The 15,857-nt window shown below is 31.4% G+C and carries 19 protein-coding genes; 4 read left to right on the forward strand and 15 right to left on the reverse strand.

Annotation, left to right across the window (positions count from 1 at the left end):
* Positions 1-176: 176 nt before the first annotated feature.
* The 9 genes from F3K33_RS16060 to F3K33_RS16095 form a co-directional block, all read right to left on the reverse strand.
* Complete coding sequence (locus F3K33_RS16060; RefSeq protein ID WP_039773646.1) at positions 177-605, reverse strand: Rrf2 family transcriptional regulator; 429 nt, start codon at positions 603-605, stop codon at positions 177-179.
* A gap of 76 nt (positions 606-681) precedes the next feature.
* Positions 682-822: a hypothetical protein gene (locus F3K33_RS26430; protein ID WP_167514417.1), complete on the reverse strand. Its 141-nt coding sequence runs from the start codon at positions 820-822 to the stop codon at positions 682-684.
* A gap of 170 nt (positions 823-992) precedes the next feature.
* Entirely contained in the window at positions 993-1,601 is a 609-nt protein-coding gene (locus tag F3K33_RS16065; protein WP_012059351.1) for a histidine phosphatase family protein, read from the reverse strand.
* A 135-nt stretch (positions 1,602-1,736) separates the two neighbouring features.
* Positions 1,737-3,569, reverse strand: coding sequence for a PAS domain-containing sensor histidine kinase (locus F3K33_RS16070; RefSeq protein ID WP_039773589.1), 1,833 nt, complete (start codon positions 3,567-3,569; stop codon positions 1,737-1,739).
* Between the two features lie 85 nt (positions 3,570-3,654).
* Complete coding sequence (locus tag F3K33_RS16075; RefSeq protein ID WP_081300627.1) at positions 3,655-3,801, reverse strand: cyclic lactone autoinducer peptide; 147 nt, start codon at positions 3,799-3,801, stop codon at positions 3,655-3,657.
* A 32-nt stretch (positions 3,802-3,833) separates the two neighbouring features.
* A complete protein-coding gene (locus tag F3K33_RS16080; protein WP_039773588.1) occupies positions 3,834-4,301 on the reverse strand; it encodes a hypothetical protein in 468 nt (155 codons plus the stop codon).
* Positions 4,302-4,495: 194 nt separating this feature from the next.
* Positions 4,496-5,179 carry an accessory gene regulator ArgB-like protein gene (locus F3K33_RS16085; protein WP_039773587.1) on the reverse strand — a complete coding sequence of 228 codons (684 nt, stop codon included), beginning with the start codon at positions 5,177-5,179 and terminating at the stop codon, positions 4,496-4,498.
* A gap of 407 nt (positions 5,180-5,586) precedes the next feature.
* Positions 5,587-5,988: a helix-turn-helix domain-containing protein gene (locus F3K33_RS16090; protein WP_039773586.1), complete on the reverse strand. Its 402-nt coding sequence runs from the start codon at positions 5,986-5,988 to the stop codon at positions 5,587-5,589.
* Positions 5,989-6,436: 448 nt separating this feature from the next.
* Positions 6,437-7,003 carry a TetR/AcrR family transcriptional regulator gene (locus tag F3K33_RS16095; RefSeq protein WP_051144922.1) on the reverse strand — a complete coding sequence of 189 codons (567 nt, stop codon included), beginning with the start codon at positions 7,001-7,003 and terminating at the stop codon, positions 6,437-6,439.
* Between the two features lie 596 nt (positions 7,004-7,599).
* On the opposite strand from F3K33_RS16095, the gene F3K33_RS16100 reads away from it, so the two are divergent.
* A complete protein-coding gene (locus F3K33_RS16100) occupies positions 7,600-8,568 on the forward strand; it encodes a carotenoid biosynthesis protein (protein WP_039773585.1) in 969 nt (322 codons plus the stop codon).
* A gap of 580 nt (positions 8,569-9,148) precedes the next feature.
* Here the strand turns inward: F3K33_RS16100 and F3K33_RS16105 are convergent.
* The 3 genes from F3K33_RS16105 to F3K33_RS16115 are packed head-to-tail and all read right to left on the reverse strand — an operon-like array spanning position 9,149 to position 10,700.
* Positions 9,149-9,721 carry a flavin reductase family protein gene (locus F3K33_RS16105; protein ID WP_039773584.1) on the reverse strand — a complete coding sequence of 191 codons (573 nt, stop codon included), beginning with the start codon at positions 9,719-9,721 and terminating at the stop codon, positions 9,149-9,151.
* A gap of 16 nt (positions 9,722-9,737) precedes the next feature.
* Entirely contained in the window at positions 9,738-10,310 is a 573-nt protein-coding gene (locus tag F3K33_RS16110; protein WP_039773583.1) for a flavin reductase family protein, read from the reverse strand.
* A gap of 54 nt (positions 10,311-10,364) precedes the next feature.
* Positions 10,365-10,700, reverse strand: coding sequence for a hypothetical protein (locus F3K33_RS16115; protein WP_238892680.1), 336 nt, complete (start codon positions 10,698-10,700; stop codon positions 10,365-10,367).
* A gap of 178 nt (positions 10,701-10,878) precedes the next feature.
* On the opposite strand from F3K33_RS16115, the gene F3K33_RS16120 reads away from it, so the two are divergent.
* The gene (locus F3K33_RS16120; RefSeq protein ID WP_039773582.1) at positions 10,879-11,823 is read left to right on the forward strand and encodes a helix-turn-helix transcriptional regulator; all 945 of its coding nucleotides are present in this window, start codon (positions 10,879-10,881) and stop codon (positions 11,821-11,823) included.
* A 299-nt stretch (positions 11,824-12,122) separates the two neighbouring features.
* Here the strand turns inward: F3K33_RS16120 and F3K33_RS16125 are convergent, their stop codons facing one another.
* Complete coding sequence (locus F3K33_RS16125; protein WP_039773581.1) at positions 12,123-12,887, reverse strand: SDR family oxidoreductase; 765 nt, start codon at positions 12,885-12,887, stop codon at positions 12,123-12,125.
* 229 nt (positions 12,888-13,116) lie between these two features.
* Here F3K33_RS16125 and F3K33_RS16130 point away from each other — a divergent pair, with 229 nt between their 5' ends.
* Entirely contained in the window at positions 13,117-13,542 is a 426-nt protein-coding gene (locus tag F3K33_RS16130) for a MerR family transcriptional regulator (RefSeq protein ID WP_039773580.1), read from the forward strand.
* Positions 13,543-13,727: 185 nt separating this feature from the next.
* On the opposite strand, the gene F3K33_RS16140 is transcribed toward F3K33_RS16130, so the two are convergent.
* Positions 13,728-13,907 (reverse strand): hypothetical protein, encoded by a 180-nt coding sequence (locus tag F3K33_RS16140; protein ID WP_039773579.1) that lies wholly within the window; start codon positions 13,905-13,907, stop codon positions 13,728-13,730.
* Positions 13,908-14,105: 198 nt separating this feature from the next.
* Between F3K33_RS16140 and F3K33_RS16145 the strand changes: the two genes are divergently transcribed.
* Entirely contained in the window at positions 14,106-14,687 is a 582-nt protein-coding gene (locus F3K33_RS16145; RefSeq protein ID WP_051144919.1) for a TetR/AcrR family transcriptional regulator, read from the forward strand.
* Positions 14,688-14,797: 110 nt separating this feature from the next.
* On the opposite strand, the gene F3K33_RS16150 is transcribed toward F3K33_RS16145, so the two are convergent.
* Positions 14,798-15,775 carry an AraC family transcriptional regulator gene (locus F3K33_RS16150; RefSeq protein ID WP_039773578.1) on the reverse strand — a complete coding sequence of 326 codons (978 nt, stop codon included), beginning with the start codon at positions 15,773-15,775 and terminating at the stop codon, positions 14,798-14,800.
* Between the last annotated feature and the right edge of the window lie 82 nt (positions 15,776-15,857).

Here is a 15,857-nt window from a genome sequence, read left to right on the forward strand (position 1 = left end):
TTGCACTATGCTGATTTACTATCTAAATAATTTTAGATATAGCAATCCGATAAATTTCTACTTGCTTGCATACACATGAATTTCATTTATTTATGCTTGAATATCTTACATTAACACAATCGCCATTGTAACTGTAACAATTCCAGTTACAACAGTTCTAAAAAAAATTGAATCTTTCAATTCAACTTTTTTTCCAATATACCTGCAACAATATCTGCCATTGTATAACTTTTTAATACCTCTTCCATCGCCGATTGAGCTTTGGGTAACATTAACATTAATACATCTTGAATATTTGCACCTATAATACATTCCTGATTAGTATTTTCATGTATCTGAAAGAGCTTTTCGTCTTCAACTACATCAACTGCTTTATATACATCAAAAAGAGTAATATCTTCAACTGGCTTTAGAAGATAGGCACCGCCACCTCCACTATTGACATCAACCAGTTCAGCCTTTTTTAGCATACCAATAATCCGCCTTACAACAACTGGGTTATTCTGTATGCTACCTGCAATCACTTCAGATGTACAAACATCATTGCTAATTTCTAAGGCAGCAAGAATATGAATTGCTACAGTAAATCTACTGCTAATCTGCATCATAAATATTCCCTCCTTGTAACCATTATAGTTACAGCGTATTTATTTGTCAATTATTTTTAATAATTAACATTCCCTATTCTAAATTATATTTTAATATAGTATTTTTTAAATCAGCTATAACTCCATTTGAAGCGTTATATCCCTTACCAGTTTTAAAACATAAGCTTCTAACTTCCTGACCTTCATCCTCATCTATATAATAATGCTCGCACATTTCTAATTCATATTTATACTCATCCGTTCTTCATTCATTCGATACTATTCTTAATTTATAAAATACGTAAACTTTCTTTCTGAAAACTCTTTATAGGCATCTCGATAAATTTGAATTTGTCGAACTTTCAAGCTTCGTAAAATTCTTATAATTAAAGAAAAACTTCCATATTACTTTATATAAGACATATCGCTAATTCGCTTAATTAATCGTTTCCCGTCAGCGGTTTCTTGCATAAAACTAACTCCACCAGCTAATCCAAATATTTCACTTTTGTTAAGCATTTCAATATCCATACCTAACCACATTGTATTAAATACACTAAGTAAATCTCCATGAGAAACTATAATTACATTCTCATATTTATTGGTCATTAGCTCATTAAAAAATGGTAATAATCTATTCCATTCATCTCTTCTGCTTTCTGCATCAGAAAACATCTTATCATCAATAGATTTTTCTTGTACTTCTATATTATCTCGCAGCCATTGTACAGACTTTCCAACACATTTTCCAAGGTTTCTTTCTCTCAATTCAGCAACAAAAATTGGTGCAACTCCCAAATGCCTTCCTACAATTTCTGCTGTGTGCTTAGCTCTTAATAAATCTGAAGAATACAATACATACTTTTTATCTGATAACTGATTTGATAAGTTTTTTCCAATATTATTCGCTTGTTGTATTCCCACCTCTGATAAATCCCAATCAGTCCAAGAACCAACCATCCCATTAGTATGATGAATAGATTGTGTATGTTGAATAGTTATTACATTTTTCATTTAATTTCCCCTCTTGTTAATTTTAAATTTATTCTATTTCAATATTTATAAGTATCCTTTAGTTTATTAGCCTCCAAATTACAATTTACCTTTATCCCCACAGCTCATATCCAATTTAAAGTACTATCTATATTTTTAACTCTGTAGAGAGTATATATCTGAAAATTCTATTTGTATTTTTTCTATATTAGTTTTAAATAGAATTTTATCTTCTTCTTCTTCATTTTTAATCAATTCTACTGGTAATTCTATTATAAATTCACTACCTTGTCCTTCAACACTTGAAACACTTATTTTCCCACCATGCATTTCAACAAAAGATTTAACAAGATATAATCCTATTCCAGTTCCCTCACATTTTCTTGAAAGAGTGTTATCCACTTTGCCAAAACGTTCAAATATAAAATTAAGTTTGTCCTTTGGAATGCCATCCCCTTCATCCCTTACTTTAACGTTAACACTTGTTTGTTTGTCTATAAACTCAACATATATATTTCCCTTAGAATGGCTATATTTAAGAGCATTCGATATTAAATTAAGCATTATACGTTCCATCATATCATGGTCAAATCCCATGATCTTCTCCTCAACGTTTGTATCAAATATAAGTGTTATATCTTTATCATTGACATAAGATGCCACAGATTGGGTAATCTCTTCGATAATATTTACAATATTGCCATTTCTTTTTTTTATTCTAATAAATCCAGAATCAGAATTTAACTTAGTTACATCTAAAAAATTATTTATTATTCTAATCAGTCTTAAACAATTTTGTTTCATTGTTTTAAAGTATAATTTACATTTCTTCATATTTTCCAAATTATAGTTCCCAAAATAAACATCTACAGTTTGAACTGCTGAATAAATTACATTAACAGGTGTCTTAAGCTCGTGAGACATATTAGTAAAAAAGTCCATTATAAGATTGTTAAATTCTCTTGACTCATTAAGTAACTTTAGATTTTTTTCTATATCTTCTTGTAGAGATTCAACTTTCTTTTCAGATGTTATATCTCTTAAAAATGTCAAAACTGATGGTTTCCCTTTATAAGTAAAAAAAGATGATGTATTAATCACCGGAATGAATTCACCATCAGAATTTAATATGCTCTCCTCACTTGTAATCTTTACAAGCTTATTATGGCTAATACTTGAATATTTCTTTTTAATATCTTTGTTAACTTCCGATAAATAATGATTATAAAAGTTCTCGCCCTTTAAACCTAATAATTTAGTTGCACTTGCATTAGCATATATAACTTCTCCATTTGTATGTACAATAATTGAGTTTAATGAATTTTCAAATAGCATATCATAACAAATTTTATTATTTAATAATAGAGATTCCATCTCTTTTTTTTCATTGCTTAATGTATTAAGAGTTTCATCTTTCTTTTTATTATTTTCAGCTTCTATATTAACATAGTATCCCAAGATCCACGCAACAAGAATAAATACACCACACATTATTAAATCTTTTTGAAAGTATATATTAACGCCATTTTCTAAGGGAGCATACAATAAATCTGCTCCAAGAATAACACCAGAAGAAAAAATTGATGTTACTATCCCACATTTAGAACCATATTGAATAATTGAATATATTATTAATAATAGAAATAAATATTTGCATTCACTTTGATGTGCTTTGGATAAATATATAGGTATGGATATAATAAATGTAAAAATGATATTATCTATTAACCATGAATTTTTTAACAAAATTCTTTTTTGTAAGACTATACCAGTAATTATTAAACACATAATGAAATTTATTCCAATAATGAGCGAAGAAAAACTTACTATATATATGTTAAATTTAGTATTTTCGTGTATATATAAACTTGACCAATACTTTGGTAAATTCATATGTATTATTATACTAACAAATACTATAATTGCAATTTTAATAAAACACACCATTTCTTTTAGTTTGTTATTATGACTTCTTACATAATTCCCCATACAGATATATTCCTTTCAATAGATAATTATTAAAAGGAAAAATTGTCAATTAAATTTATGACAGTTTTTCCTTTTAACATTGATATTAATGATTATTAATATCTCTTAGACATTTTGGTTCTTCAGGTTGATATAATCCCCAATGACATGCTGACGCAGAAACACTAAGCGCCATTCTTGTACAAATATTTGATGTAAGTTTAAGTAATAAAATTTTAAAAATATTGTTCATTAATTTCAGCTCCTCTTCATTCCATATTTATATTAAAGATAATTTGGAATGACTTTCTTATTTTTTAGTACACATTTCAAAATTATTATTGATATTATAAATATAATTAAGCTTGGAATCCCATATATGAATCTTGTTATTGGCTGTAAAACAGAAATATCTGTACTTACATTTAAACTATTAAGTAATAACATATTCATGGTTTCACTTAAAGAAAGCATAAAATATAATAAAAAAGTCCCTAGCAGATTTTTTATTAACGGTATATCAATAATAAACATAACAATAATTATAGTTAGCATTATACAAATATCTGTATTTACTCCATAGTATATAGGTAAACATCTTATAATAAAGCACAATATAGCTAATATTAAACTTGAAAGTATGTATTTAAACATATCAATAGTTTTTCTAGAAAATATGTGTATCCCCCATATTAAAATAAATGATTCTGGAATAAGTCTAAAAAAGAAATCTACGCAAGTAAGTCTAAACATTACATTCCTCTCTTTCATTTAATATTTTCTATATTTAAAAGTTAAAGTATTTTCTATATTAATCGCTATTTCAAATTGTTTTTACATTTTCTCCTTTTTTGCTGTGTCCGCTTCCACACGCTTATTTTCATGTATATTTTAACAATCATATTTCTACTATGAAAATGATTGTTTTATTTGTCCCATTTTTAAAGTTATTTCGTCTTTGGTGTCACTGATGTTCCCATTCCCTCAATTATGTATTTTACGGCGTAGTCAACTTTGTTTAAAAAGTTTATTCCATTCTTAGTAAGAGTAATAGTCTGCCATAAGACTCCAACTCCAATACTTTCTATTAATTTTATGTAATACAATTCTGAAAATTTTTCGTTGAGCATGAATAAAATTATCATTATAAATGAAAAAATAAATATAACAAAAATAGATTTCCTCTTAAATTGCTTTCTAGTTTCAATATTTTTAATAGGCTTCTTAATACTATCTACAGGTGCATTTCTAAAAACTGTTATAAATGCAAATATTATAATAACACCGCTTATTACTGCTACAGTAATACTATTTATGCTGTAAAATATATTATTAATTAAAATTCCAGCTAATGCTGCTGAAAATGTTCCTATTATAACACATCGGCTTGGTGAGGATGCATGTACACCGCCTGAATATTTTCTAAGAATGCTGGCACTAATAGAAAATATTAAAGCTTCATAAAACACTCCAAAAAGCAACCCAGCAATTATGACCCATAAGATAGCAAATAGCATTTGAAACAAATTTATTGCTCCATATACGATTATCTGCTCTTGTTCTTCATTGATATTCAAAAATATTTTTGCATTACTACCGATTTTAGTTGCTATTTTTTCAGTTAGAGACATTTTCGATCATCCCTTTATTTTTAATAATGATTTCATGATTATTATGCATAATAAAACAAACATAATAACAATGATTAAAATTCTATAAATTTCTTTATGAACCCCATAGTATATAGGCATATTACTTAGAAAATTAATATAGATAATAATAGATCAGAAAAATCAAATTGAATTTCTATATTAATTACCATTCTGCCTTTTCACAGCTTTAAGCCTTATCAAATTAATTTACATATTTTGTTTCTATAACCTATAATATGCACATTCTTATAACAATGTAAATAGAAATGGAATAAAACGTCAAAATATTGGAATAAACGGAAATTTATTGGATAAATATGTATAAACTTGATTTATGCAACCAAATGATTCTGCTTAATAATTGCTATTGTATATAATCTTAACCATTATTTTTGTTCATTAACTATTTTGAGTACAGTACCAAGCGCGATATTTAATTCTTTAGCAATGCTCCGTATATTCAGTCCTTGCTCTTTTAAATTTAATGCTCTATTTCTTAATTCATCTGATACAGGTTTTCTTCCAACATTTCTTGAATTCTTTACTTGACGGACTCTAACTCTCTGTTTCTCACGAAAATATAAATTCTTATACTCTTCAAGTTCTAATTTTAATGATTCTAAATTGCTTAATAGAATATCATATTCCTTGACACTAACAGCGCTTTTATCAGCTTTTATTTCTTCTATTTCTCTACAAAGCCTAGCATTTTCTTTAATTACTGACTCTATTTTCTCTTTATATAAGTTAACTTGTTCTTGCAATCCCTCAATAGTAAGCTTTTCCATTAATATTCCTCCATTCATAAATTAATTTATGGATATATTATACTCTTTTATTTTTTAATCTTTTAATAATTATTTTCTTAACATTTGATATTGTATTAGAGTTACGCATTACTTGTACAAAAAAATACTGCAAATTCATACGAATAATGCGGTATTTTAATGAGGACTAAATTATGTTAATGCTAATTCTTTATCTCAATACATATTTCTAGATTGCACTCGTTATTCTAATTGTGCTCTAACTTTATTTTTCTAAAATTATTGACCTACATCTATTTCTATACATCGTATTAATATATATATTGCAAAAATAATCCTTCATCATAATTCTAGAAATATCACAAGAATTTTATCTGTAATTGTGAATTGTGAAATGTGCATTGTGAATTGCAACATATATATCATCTAAACTTGGAGTATCTATTGATACAGATGGTTCTAGGGAGTATCAATAAAAATCTTTCGATACTGCTTCTGTCGCTTTATTAATAAAAGCAGCAATTTTACTTGGACTTTCCTTCATACCACTATTGACCCACTTTTCTATTACGGCTATAGTGCCATATGCGGTAAATGTGTACCAATTATCAAATAGTTTTTGATCAATATATTTTTCTTCCTTCTTCCATTTCTCAATATTTAATTCGTGGCTGATATAAATAATACGTTTCAATAATTCTTTATCCCCGTTCTCTGAAAATAATACTCCACATATATTGCTATTTGCCTTTATATACTTGCAAATTTCATATGATAGTTTTTCATAAGTTTCAAGGTTCAAAGTACGTTCCGCAACCTGTCTGATTTCTTCATATAACTCACCTTCAATATTTGAAAGAAGTTCAAACTGATTCGCATAATGTGAATAAAAAGTATTTCGATTTATATCTGCTTTTTTGCATATATCTGTCACTGTAACTTTGCTGATAGGACGCTCTTTCATAAGTTCCAGTAAACTGTTTTTTATAACACTCTTTGTATATCTCACCCGGCGATCTGCTTTTTCGTATGCCATAATACCGTTGCCAAAACTTATAAAACTTTATAAAACTTGTTTAATTCCCTGTTTAATGTGTTTTATTTTGTGATTCTAAAAGAATATACTACTTTCATTGAAGTAATCTAATCTGCTTTTCAAGTTTTATAATGTTGCTAGTTTTGACAAACTTCCTCCCTTCTTTGGTCTATCTGTTAGTCCTTTAAAAAATCTTTTGAAATCTTCACAACCATCCATAGGGTTTCTACTTCAACTATTAACTTATTCATGTATAAGTTAAGTTTTCGTATAGAATCCCTATACTTCTTAATCTTCTTCATTCTAAGTATTAGCTATAATCTCAGTAATAATTCCACATTTACTACATAGATTTTCTATAATTTTAAATCCCAAAAATATTTTCTTGCCTTAACCTTAAATGATGATTGAGTTGCTCTTATTTACCTTCCTTAAATAATTCAGTGAACGAACAACACTTATCTGATTTGTAAGATATCGAACGTAATGTTATCGAACTGCCTGTTGATTAAGTAGCACTGTATAATTATAATATATTTAACATACAACATATTTGAACGTTCAAATAAATTATAATTTTAAATGGAGGTAATACAATGGGAAATATAACTATAGTACCTGTATGGATTATTCAAGATATTTTAGTTCTAATCATCGCCGCATTAATGGTTTTCTATATAATTGAAAACGAAGAACGTCCAAAGATTGTATTAATGCAATTCCTATGTTTTGTCTTTTTCTACGCCGCAGTCTTTGAAAATGTTGCGGTATCTATGGGACTTATGGGAAATAAAGGTTTTTACGCCTATGGGCACAGTATCCTAATGATATTCAATATACCATTAACTGTTCCTATTATCGAGTTTCTTATCGTTTACTCAACTTTACGTGTTTTGAAGACGATCAATATACCGGCATGGACTAAACCCTTCATTACTGGACTTAGTGCTATGATTTTTGACTTTTCACTGGATCCAGTCGCAGTAAAACAGATTTTTCAAACTTCGGAAGGAATCATTGGCCGGTGGAGTTATTTCCCGATCCCTGGTGAACCTGTCATATATGGGGAACCTGTCATGAATTTTACAGGATGGATCTATATAGCCGGATACTGGACTGCATTTATTTTAATCGGTGAATGGTGGCATAAAAAGAAAGGCTATAGTAAACTAATTGGATACATATATCCGTTTTTGGCTTCCATTCTTTCTGTAGTTTGTTTGGTTTCACCTTTATCCAATTTCTTTAATTATATGGCACCATTTTTCCCAAGAACTTCTAATATGCAATGGGTAATGTTGATTGCACTTACTGTAATTTCAGCGGGAGTTTTAGTGTTAACCTTAACCAAGTTCTGGGATCGTAAGGTCATTAGTTCTATGGATTACAAAAAAGATTTTCCTATCATGTTTACATTCCTGGGTTTTCCACTGGTTAATACCATATTTTGCATTATAGGTGGATACATGCAGGTACTATGGCTTGTTGTTCTGGCACAGGTGTTATTATTGCTATGCTGGATTGGAATTCATATTTTTAGTAAAAAAGTTATTCTCAAGAAATAAAGTGCCCCAACAAGTTAGATAAATATTCGCACAATAGAGTTTTATATTGTCTTATTCTATTGAGCCATTAATTATCAACCAATGAAAATCTCGAATGTCATCTATAAGCAGGGCAAAAAAATCGGGCTGAAAAACGCATTTTTCAGTCCCGATTTTTTCTCATTTTTCACTTTAAAACCACTACATATTGTGATTGACCCGTCTCACTTGACCTTAGAGCCACTATTCGTCATCAAAATTACCGTCTCCACGTGGCTCGACATGACAGCGTTGATGTTTCTAGATTCCCTCGTTTAGGAAACATATCAAAACAATATCTATTATATCCCTACAAACTGATTTTCCTGGCATCGATTTTTTGTTATATCTAACATCGACTCATGTTCCGTGTATTATAATCCGAAAACGAACCCTGTCATAGCCATGAAGCCTAGATTGCATACCTTCTGTAATTTCATTGTTATCTAATGCCACCATAGGGCTCCCATGTCCGGCAAAAACGACCGACATAATTTTATCGTTCATCTTTAACATCTCGTATTAATCTCATATAAATGCAAATCTCATGCAAAACAAGAATTTACAGATATTTTTTTCCTTCGACCCATGCATCTCCGGCTTTCTCACCTAATGAAAAATAGCTGTTGCTGAACGAATCAAAAAATAACATTCCTGTTTTCTTGGCATCAATTATGCCGGTTTTATCTAACACTGACTCATCTACCGCTACATTGACAATCCTGGCAAGTACAGTAGTGAAATTATTTGCTCTTACAACCTCTATGAGTTCGCATTCGATGACTAGTGGACTGCCTTCGATGATAGGGGCATTGACGCGTTCACTCTTTACAGCCTTCAATCCTGTTTTTTCAAATTTATCAGGAACTCTCTGGCCGCTTACAATTCCAAAATAATCCACTTCCTTTATCAAATTCTTATTAACCAGTGCAACAGTAAATGCGCGTCTCTTTTTAATGTTTTCATGCGTCTTACTACGTGGACCAATACATAATGCAAGATCACCTGCATTCGTCCTTGTACACTCATGCAAATTCATCACATTGACTGTTCCATCATCATTATAAGTGCCAACCATTAAAACCGGCGCTGGATACCCATACGAAAAAGCGTTTGAACCTAAATTTTTCATCATAATAAACAGCCTCCTCTTAGTTCTTCTCTCTCAACTGAAGTCCATCGCGGTAAGCATCACCGACCTTTTCACCAACGGACAGATATGACTTATTCATCCAATCGAAAGTGATCGGATGGAATTTTTCAAAAGATATCTTGCCATCTTCTCCAAGAATCCGTTCATCCAGACTTACATTGACGATTTCGCCTACCAGTCTCCAAGTTTCCTCATCATAGCTCTTCACTCTGCACTCAACGGCAAAAGGAAGCTCATCGATAATCGGTGCATCTACGAATTCAGACTTTGTTGTATTGAATCCGGACTTCTCAAACTTATCTTCCACTTTATTTCCTGTTGTTATACCAAGGTAATCACAGGCAACTTCATTTTCCACATCCGCCATACTTACAACAAAGGAACCTCTGGCAAGAATTCCCTTTAACGTGTTTCTCTGGGATGCTACGGTAATAGTAATTTCTGTCTCATTCGTGATTCCGCCCCATACTGCTAACATTGCGGTCGGCTTTTCAGCCTCATCATAAGATGAAATCATCAAAACCGGCATCGGTGTGATGTATGGCTTTGCTCCGATATTTTTTCTAGACATATTTATCCTCCTTAAATTATGTAATAAATCACAGTTATTCGATGCATTATGCTCTTAACGATATGATTTCTTATAGATTTCAAGATAATCTTCATCCGTAAGCGGTAACGGGTCTGCGGTAATGTCACCGCCGAGCACCTCGTGTATTCTCTTCGGATACTTTGCGAGCTCTTCTTCCTTGATTCCTGCATCACTCATTCGGAGATGTTTACATACGACTGCTTCGATCAGTTCATCCAATGCTCTGATAAAATCTTTTCCGGATGTCACGATTAGTGCTTTCTTTCCTGGAAGCACTTCTGTATGCGGCTCCTGAAATTTTCCTGCTCCAAATAATACTTTTGTTGGCATATAAAAGTCAAAATTATACATAAGTTCTATTCCTTTCAATTTGAACTTTCTTGCTACTACTCAATCATATAGATTTTCACCTTCCAAATCAGCGCTAAATATTAACTTGAATTATGGCGTATTTTAACCTACAATTAGATATAAAAATATCTGATTTACTAAAAACGTTGCAATGCTTGAAAGAATTGCTCAGAAATCTGAAGAAAGGAACGTTGTTATGTCTTGGAATTGCGATACCGAAATCGATCACGCATTAGAAAAACTCGGTCAGGACTTTCCGCACCTCAATTGGGACTTTAGCCCGGATCCGTCCTCAGGAAATAACGAACTGATTTCGCATTGGTTGGGAGAGAAATCCGAGGAAGTTATGGTGTGTGCATTTAAAGGGGAAAAAATTGAGGAGCGTTTTCACCGCCAGGACTTTTTTTTCATTCATTTTGCTTACCACGGAGATTATGATGCATTAAGCGCCAACTATAACAATCGGATCACGGTAAAAGAAGGAGACTGCTATATCGGTCAGCCCTATAGCGGCTATGCTGTTAAGCGTGATTCTGATCACGAATGTATTATTCTAGGAGTACTGATTCGTAAAGAAACCTTTTTCCGGGAATACCTGAGTGCGCTCTCAGCAGATAGCTCCATGCTTAATTTTTTTCTGGAACCACAGAAAAACAAATATGCAGAAGAGTTCGTTCATCTGGAAATTCCAGCTTCTTCGCCAATCTGGCAGCTGCTGAATGTCATGATTCTTGAATATGCTCATAAAACAGAGGACTCACAGAAAATTTTAAAACCTATGGTCATGTCCCTTGCAATGTATCTTTCCTATGAGTACAAGCGTCAGCGTCTACCTACTGGCACGACATTAATTGACCGGATTATGGAATATATCGAATCACACTCTGATTCTGTAACATTGAATGACATTGCATCCCATTTCGGATATCACCCCGTCTATATTTCCCGTCTTTTGCCGGAAAAGACAGGGAAGACCTTTTCTGCTCTGCTAGCTGAATCACGTATGCGAAGAGCGAAGCTATTATTGAATCATACAGATCTTTCCATTGAAAAAATTGCTGATATGCTCGGATACAGCAATAGCAGCAATTTCTATAAGGCCTTTAAACAGTATTATGGTACTTCTCCTCGTCAGCTTTAATGGTCAATGTTATGGCTTCAACGTGAAATGCATCAATAACGTTATTAAACCCTTTTTCAGCCGTAACACTGATTAGTTCATTAGCAAATTCGCTTCGCTCATAAAAGCCCCCGGGAGTTTTGTGAAGGAAGAATGAGTGAACTTGATATTGAACGAATATAGCACTAAATAAAATATATTAATATTTTATTATTTTATAAAAGTAAATATAAATTTCTTATCTTAAAAAAGCTCCATATATGCACTCTTAATCAACGAAAGCTTATAAGATCTTGTTGATTAAGAGTAATATCTTTTAATTATACTAACATACCGCCAGATGCTTCAATACGTTGACCGGTAACCCATCCCATTTCATCTGCGCATAGACTAGCCACAACACCTCCAATATCAGAAGCTTCTCCAATTCTTCCGAGTGCAGCATAAGAACCAATCGTATCTTTCAAACTTGGATTTTTAATATAAGTGTCTCCACTAAACTCAGTGTTAACAGGTCCAGGAGCTATCGTATTCGCTCTTATGCCTCTAGCTCCTAATTCTATCGCTAAATATCTAGTAAAAACTTCTACTGAACCTTTCGCAGCAGCATAAAGTCCCGAACCTGGGGCTGTAAAACGGGTCAATCCTGTTGAAGTGTTTACAATTCCACCTTTGTCAGCAATAAGCGGAATTAGTTTCTGTGTTAAAAAGAAAACTCCTTTAAAGTGTACATTAACTATTTTATCAAACTCTTCTTCTGTAACTTCTAAAATAGGAGTATGGCTTGAAATTCCAGCATTATTAATTAAAAAATCAAAGTGCTCTCTATTCCATTTATCCTTTAAAACATCTGATAACTTAGATGCAAAGGAATCAAATGAAGATATATTACTTACATCAAGCTGAATAGCAGCAGCTTTACCACCATTTGCTTCAATTTCTTTTACAACTTCATCTGCTTTTTCTTTTTGATTATTGTAAGTGATAATTGCATCTATACCCTTTTTAGATAGGGCTATTGCAGAATTTCTACCAATTCCACGACTTCCACCTGTAACTAATGCAATTTTACTATTGGGGTTCATAAAAACCTCTCCTTTAAGTATTTATTAACCATTTAGAAATTAATATCTCATTATTTATACCGCTACTTATATTTCAAAGACAGTATTTCCTTAGTCATCAGTTTTAATATTAATCCAAGAAGGTATAAGTTACTTGAAATTTAATTTCCTATGATTTATACTCATGTTAATACCTAGAGATATATCTAGGTCAAGCTTTTTTTAATAAATTTTAAAGGGGATTTTAAAATTGACTTATACAATAAAAGATATATCAAAAATGTTTGGCGTTTCTATCTATACAATTCGTTTCTATGACAAAGAGGGTCTTCTGCCATTTGTTTTGAGAAATAAATCAGGAAACAGAGTTTTTACTGAATCAGACGTAAGCCTGTTTAGAACAATTTGTTGTCTAAAGAATACTGGCATGCAACTTAAGGATATAAAAAAATATATTGATTTCTGCATGGAAGGTTCTAGAACCATAGATTCACGAAAAGAATTACTTTTAAAACATCAAGAAGCAATTTTAAACCAAATAAATGATCTCAATGAAAATTTAGACCTTATTCATACCAAAATAGTGAAGTATACATCTCCTAACGCGGCGCAAATTATTAACGAAGAAAGAAAAAAAGTTCATGAGGAAAAACGCGAAAATAACTTGCTATTATAGCATCTATTATGCTATCGCCTATTGTTTTGTCCAAAGGCACTCCATTATATGACCTCATAGATGTTCTTGCTTTTATAACTTCTATAATTGACTTCTTGAAAATCGGATTATCTAAATTCATATTTCAACACTCCCACCCTTTTTTATTTTATAGTAAGTCCGCATTTGAATTGCTAAGTTATATGCTAAGAATGTAACTTTAACTTAGATATTAATCCTTTAGTTATGAATTTAACTGCACCAGCCTGACAATATGTTTGATTAAGATATGATTGCCCTTTGTGATACTCTCGACAGGCTTTACAATTACCGTGATTTTTACAGCTTTTATTTATGCATTTACAGTTTGGATTTATAGTTGACATATTTACCTCCAAGTAATAAATATTTATTTCAAACAATTATTCTAGCAACCTATATTGCAAAAACAACTCGTGTTGCTTATAATGATTATAAATTTAGCTTATATATTTTTCAACCAACAAAATTGATAAAGTGTTGCTTGCATAAAACTAAATCTGCAATATGAGTTTAACTAAAATTCTTTTAAATGAGGTAATAATATGTCAGTAAATATAAATAATCCTAGAGTAAAAAGAACCCGTGATCTTATTATCAACGCTTTTATTTCACTAGTTACTAAAAAAGGCTTTGACTCCATTACAGTCAAGGATATTACTACCGTGGCCACCATAAACCGTGCAACCTTCTATGCACATTTTACAGATAAATATGCACTACTGGACACCGTCATAGTAGAGAAATTCTCTGAGATCTTTTCCCATAAACTACTAGGCGAGATGCGCCTAAATGAGAATACTATACGAATCCTCATTCTTTGCGTTTGTGAGTACTTTGAAATGGTAAAAAGCATCTGCAAGTGCGGTTTTGCCTCTATTTTACCTTTAATAGGAGATAAAATATCTTGTGAGCTATATTCCATAATCTATGAGATGCTAATAAAAGACCATGAATTAGCTGAAAATGAACAAATACGTGCCCAATTAGTTGCAACAATGATGAGCACTTCTATTTATAATGTAATTTACAAATGGGAAGTTCAGAATAGACCAATCCCTCAAGAACTTCTAATTTCTGAGATTATTGGGTTTATTTCTACAGGTATGGGTACTTTAAAAAGATGAAAAGAACATTATATCAAATAGTGTTCTTTTCATTTTTTATAGGCTCTTTGCAATGAATTTTCTATTCTGTCTAAGTATTGTAACCATCTATTATCACCAAATGATACGCCTTATATACCACTTTGAAATTCACCATTTTCAAAACTTTTTCGCAAAGCTCTTATATGTTTTAGTGGCGGCTGTCCAAATAACCGCTTATATTCCCTGGTAAATTGAGATGAGCTTTCATAACCAACTTCCATGGCAGCAGTAGTAACATCAATAGAATCACTAAACATGAGTCGTCTTGCTTCATGAAGTCGCAGCTCTTTCTGATATTGTAGCGGACCAATGGCAGTTACAGCTTTAAACTTATGGTGCAGTCCTGATACACTCATATTATTTGATTTTGCTAGCTCTTCCACGGTAAAAGAACGTTTATAATTTTCCTTGATCCATTCTATTGCTTTACCTATTCCATCTGCCTGCTGTTCAGCTAGAACCTGTTGAAAAAACAAGTATCCGTACTCTCCACTCAATAAGTGATAAATCATTTCTCGCTTAATAAGCTGCGATAAAAAGTAAGTATCCTTAGATTTATTTATTAGCTTCAAAAGTCTGATAAATAAATCTAATAGTTCCTCATCTGATTTTCCTACAAATGCTCCTAAATAAAGATTCTTATTTTTTATGTTAAATTCAATTTTAGCATCCAGTATTACAGAAGCAATTTCACTTGTAGTAAAATCAATACGCAGACTAATACAGGGCAACTCTTTTGATGCTCCTATCACTTGTACGGATACAGGCATATCAATAATAGACGCTGCAAAATCACCTGCATTAAAATGTATAGTCTCATCTCCGAAATGAAACTCCTTTCTTCCTTGAAGAATAATACTAAATGCAGGATTCATAACTCCAGGAGTTATAGGAATTTCATGACTGTGCCTGGTAACCGAAAAAAATGGGACTATTGTTTTGGTATTTCCATCAATTTTAGCTATCCTCTCTGTCATTCCAATTATAGTATTCAATGTCTTTTGCTTAATAAAGTTACTTTCTTCAAATAATACTTCTTTATTTAAATTTTCTTTTTGTTCTAACATTTATTTCTCACCCAGCCTTTATACTTAAACCATTTGCTGATAATTTCCACATCTTATTTCATTTATCTAACTCAATGATAAT

The organism is Clostridium beijerinckii (genome assembly GCF_008705175.1).
GTDB lineage: Bacteria > Bacillota > Clostridia > Clostridiales > Clostridiaceae > Clostridium > Clostridium beijerinckii.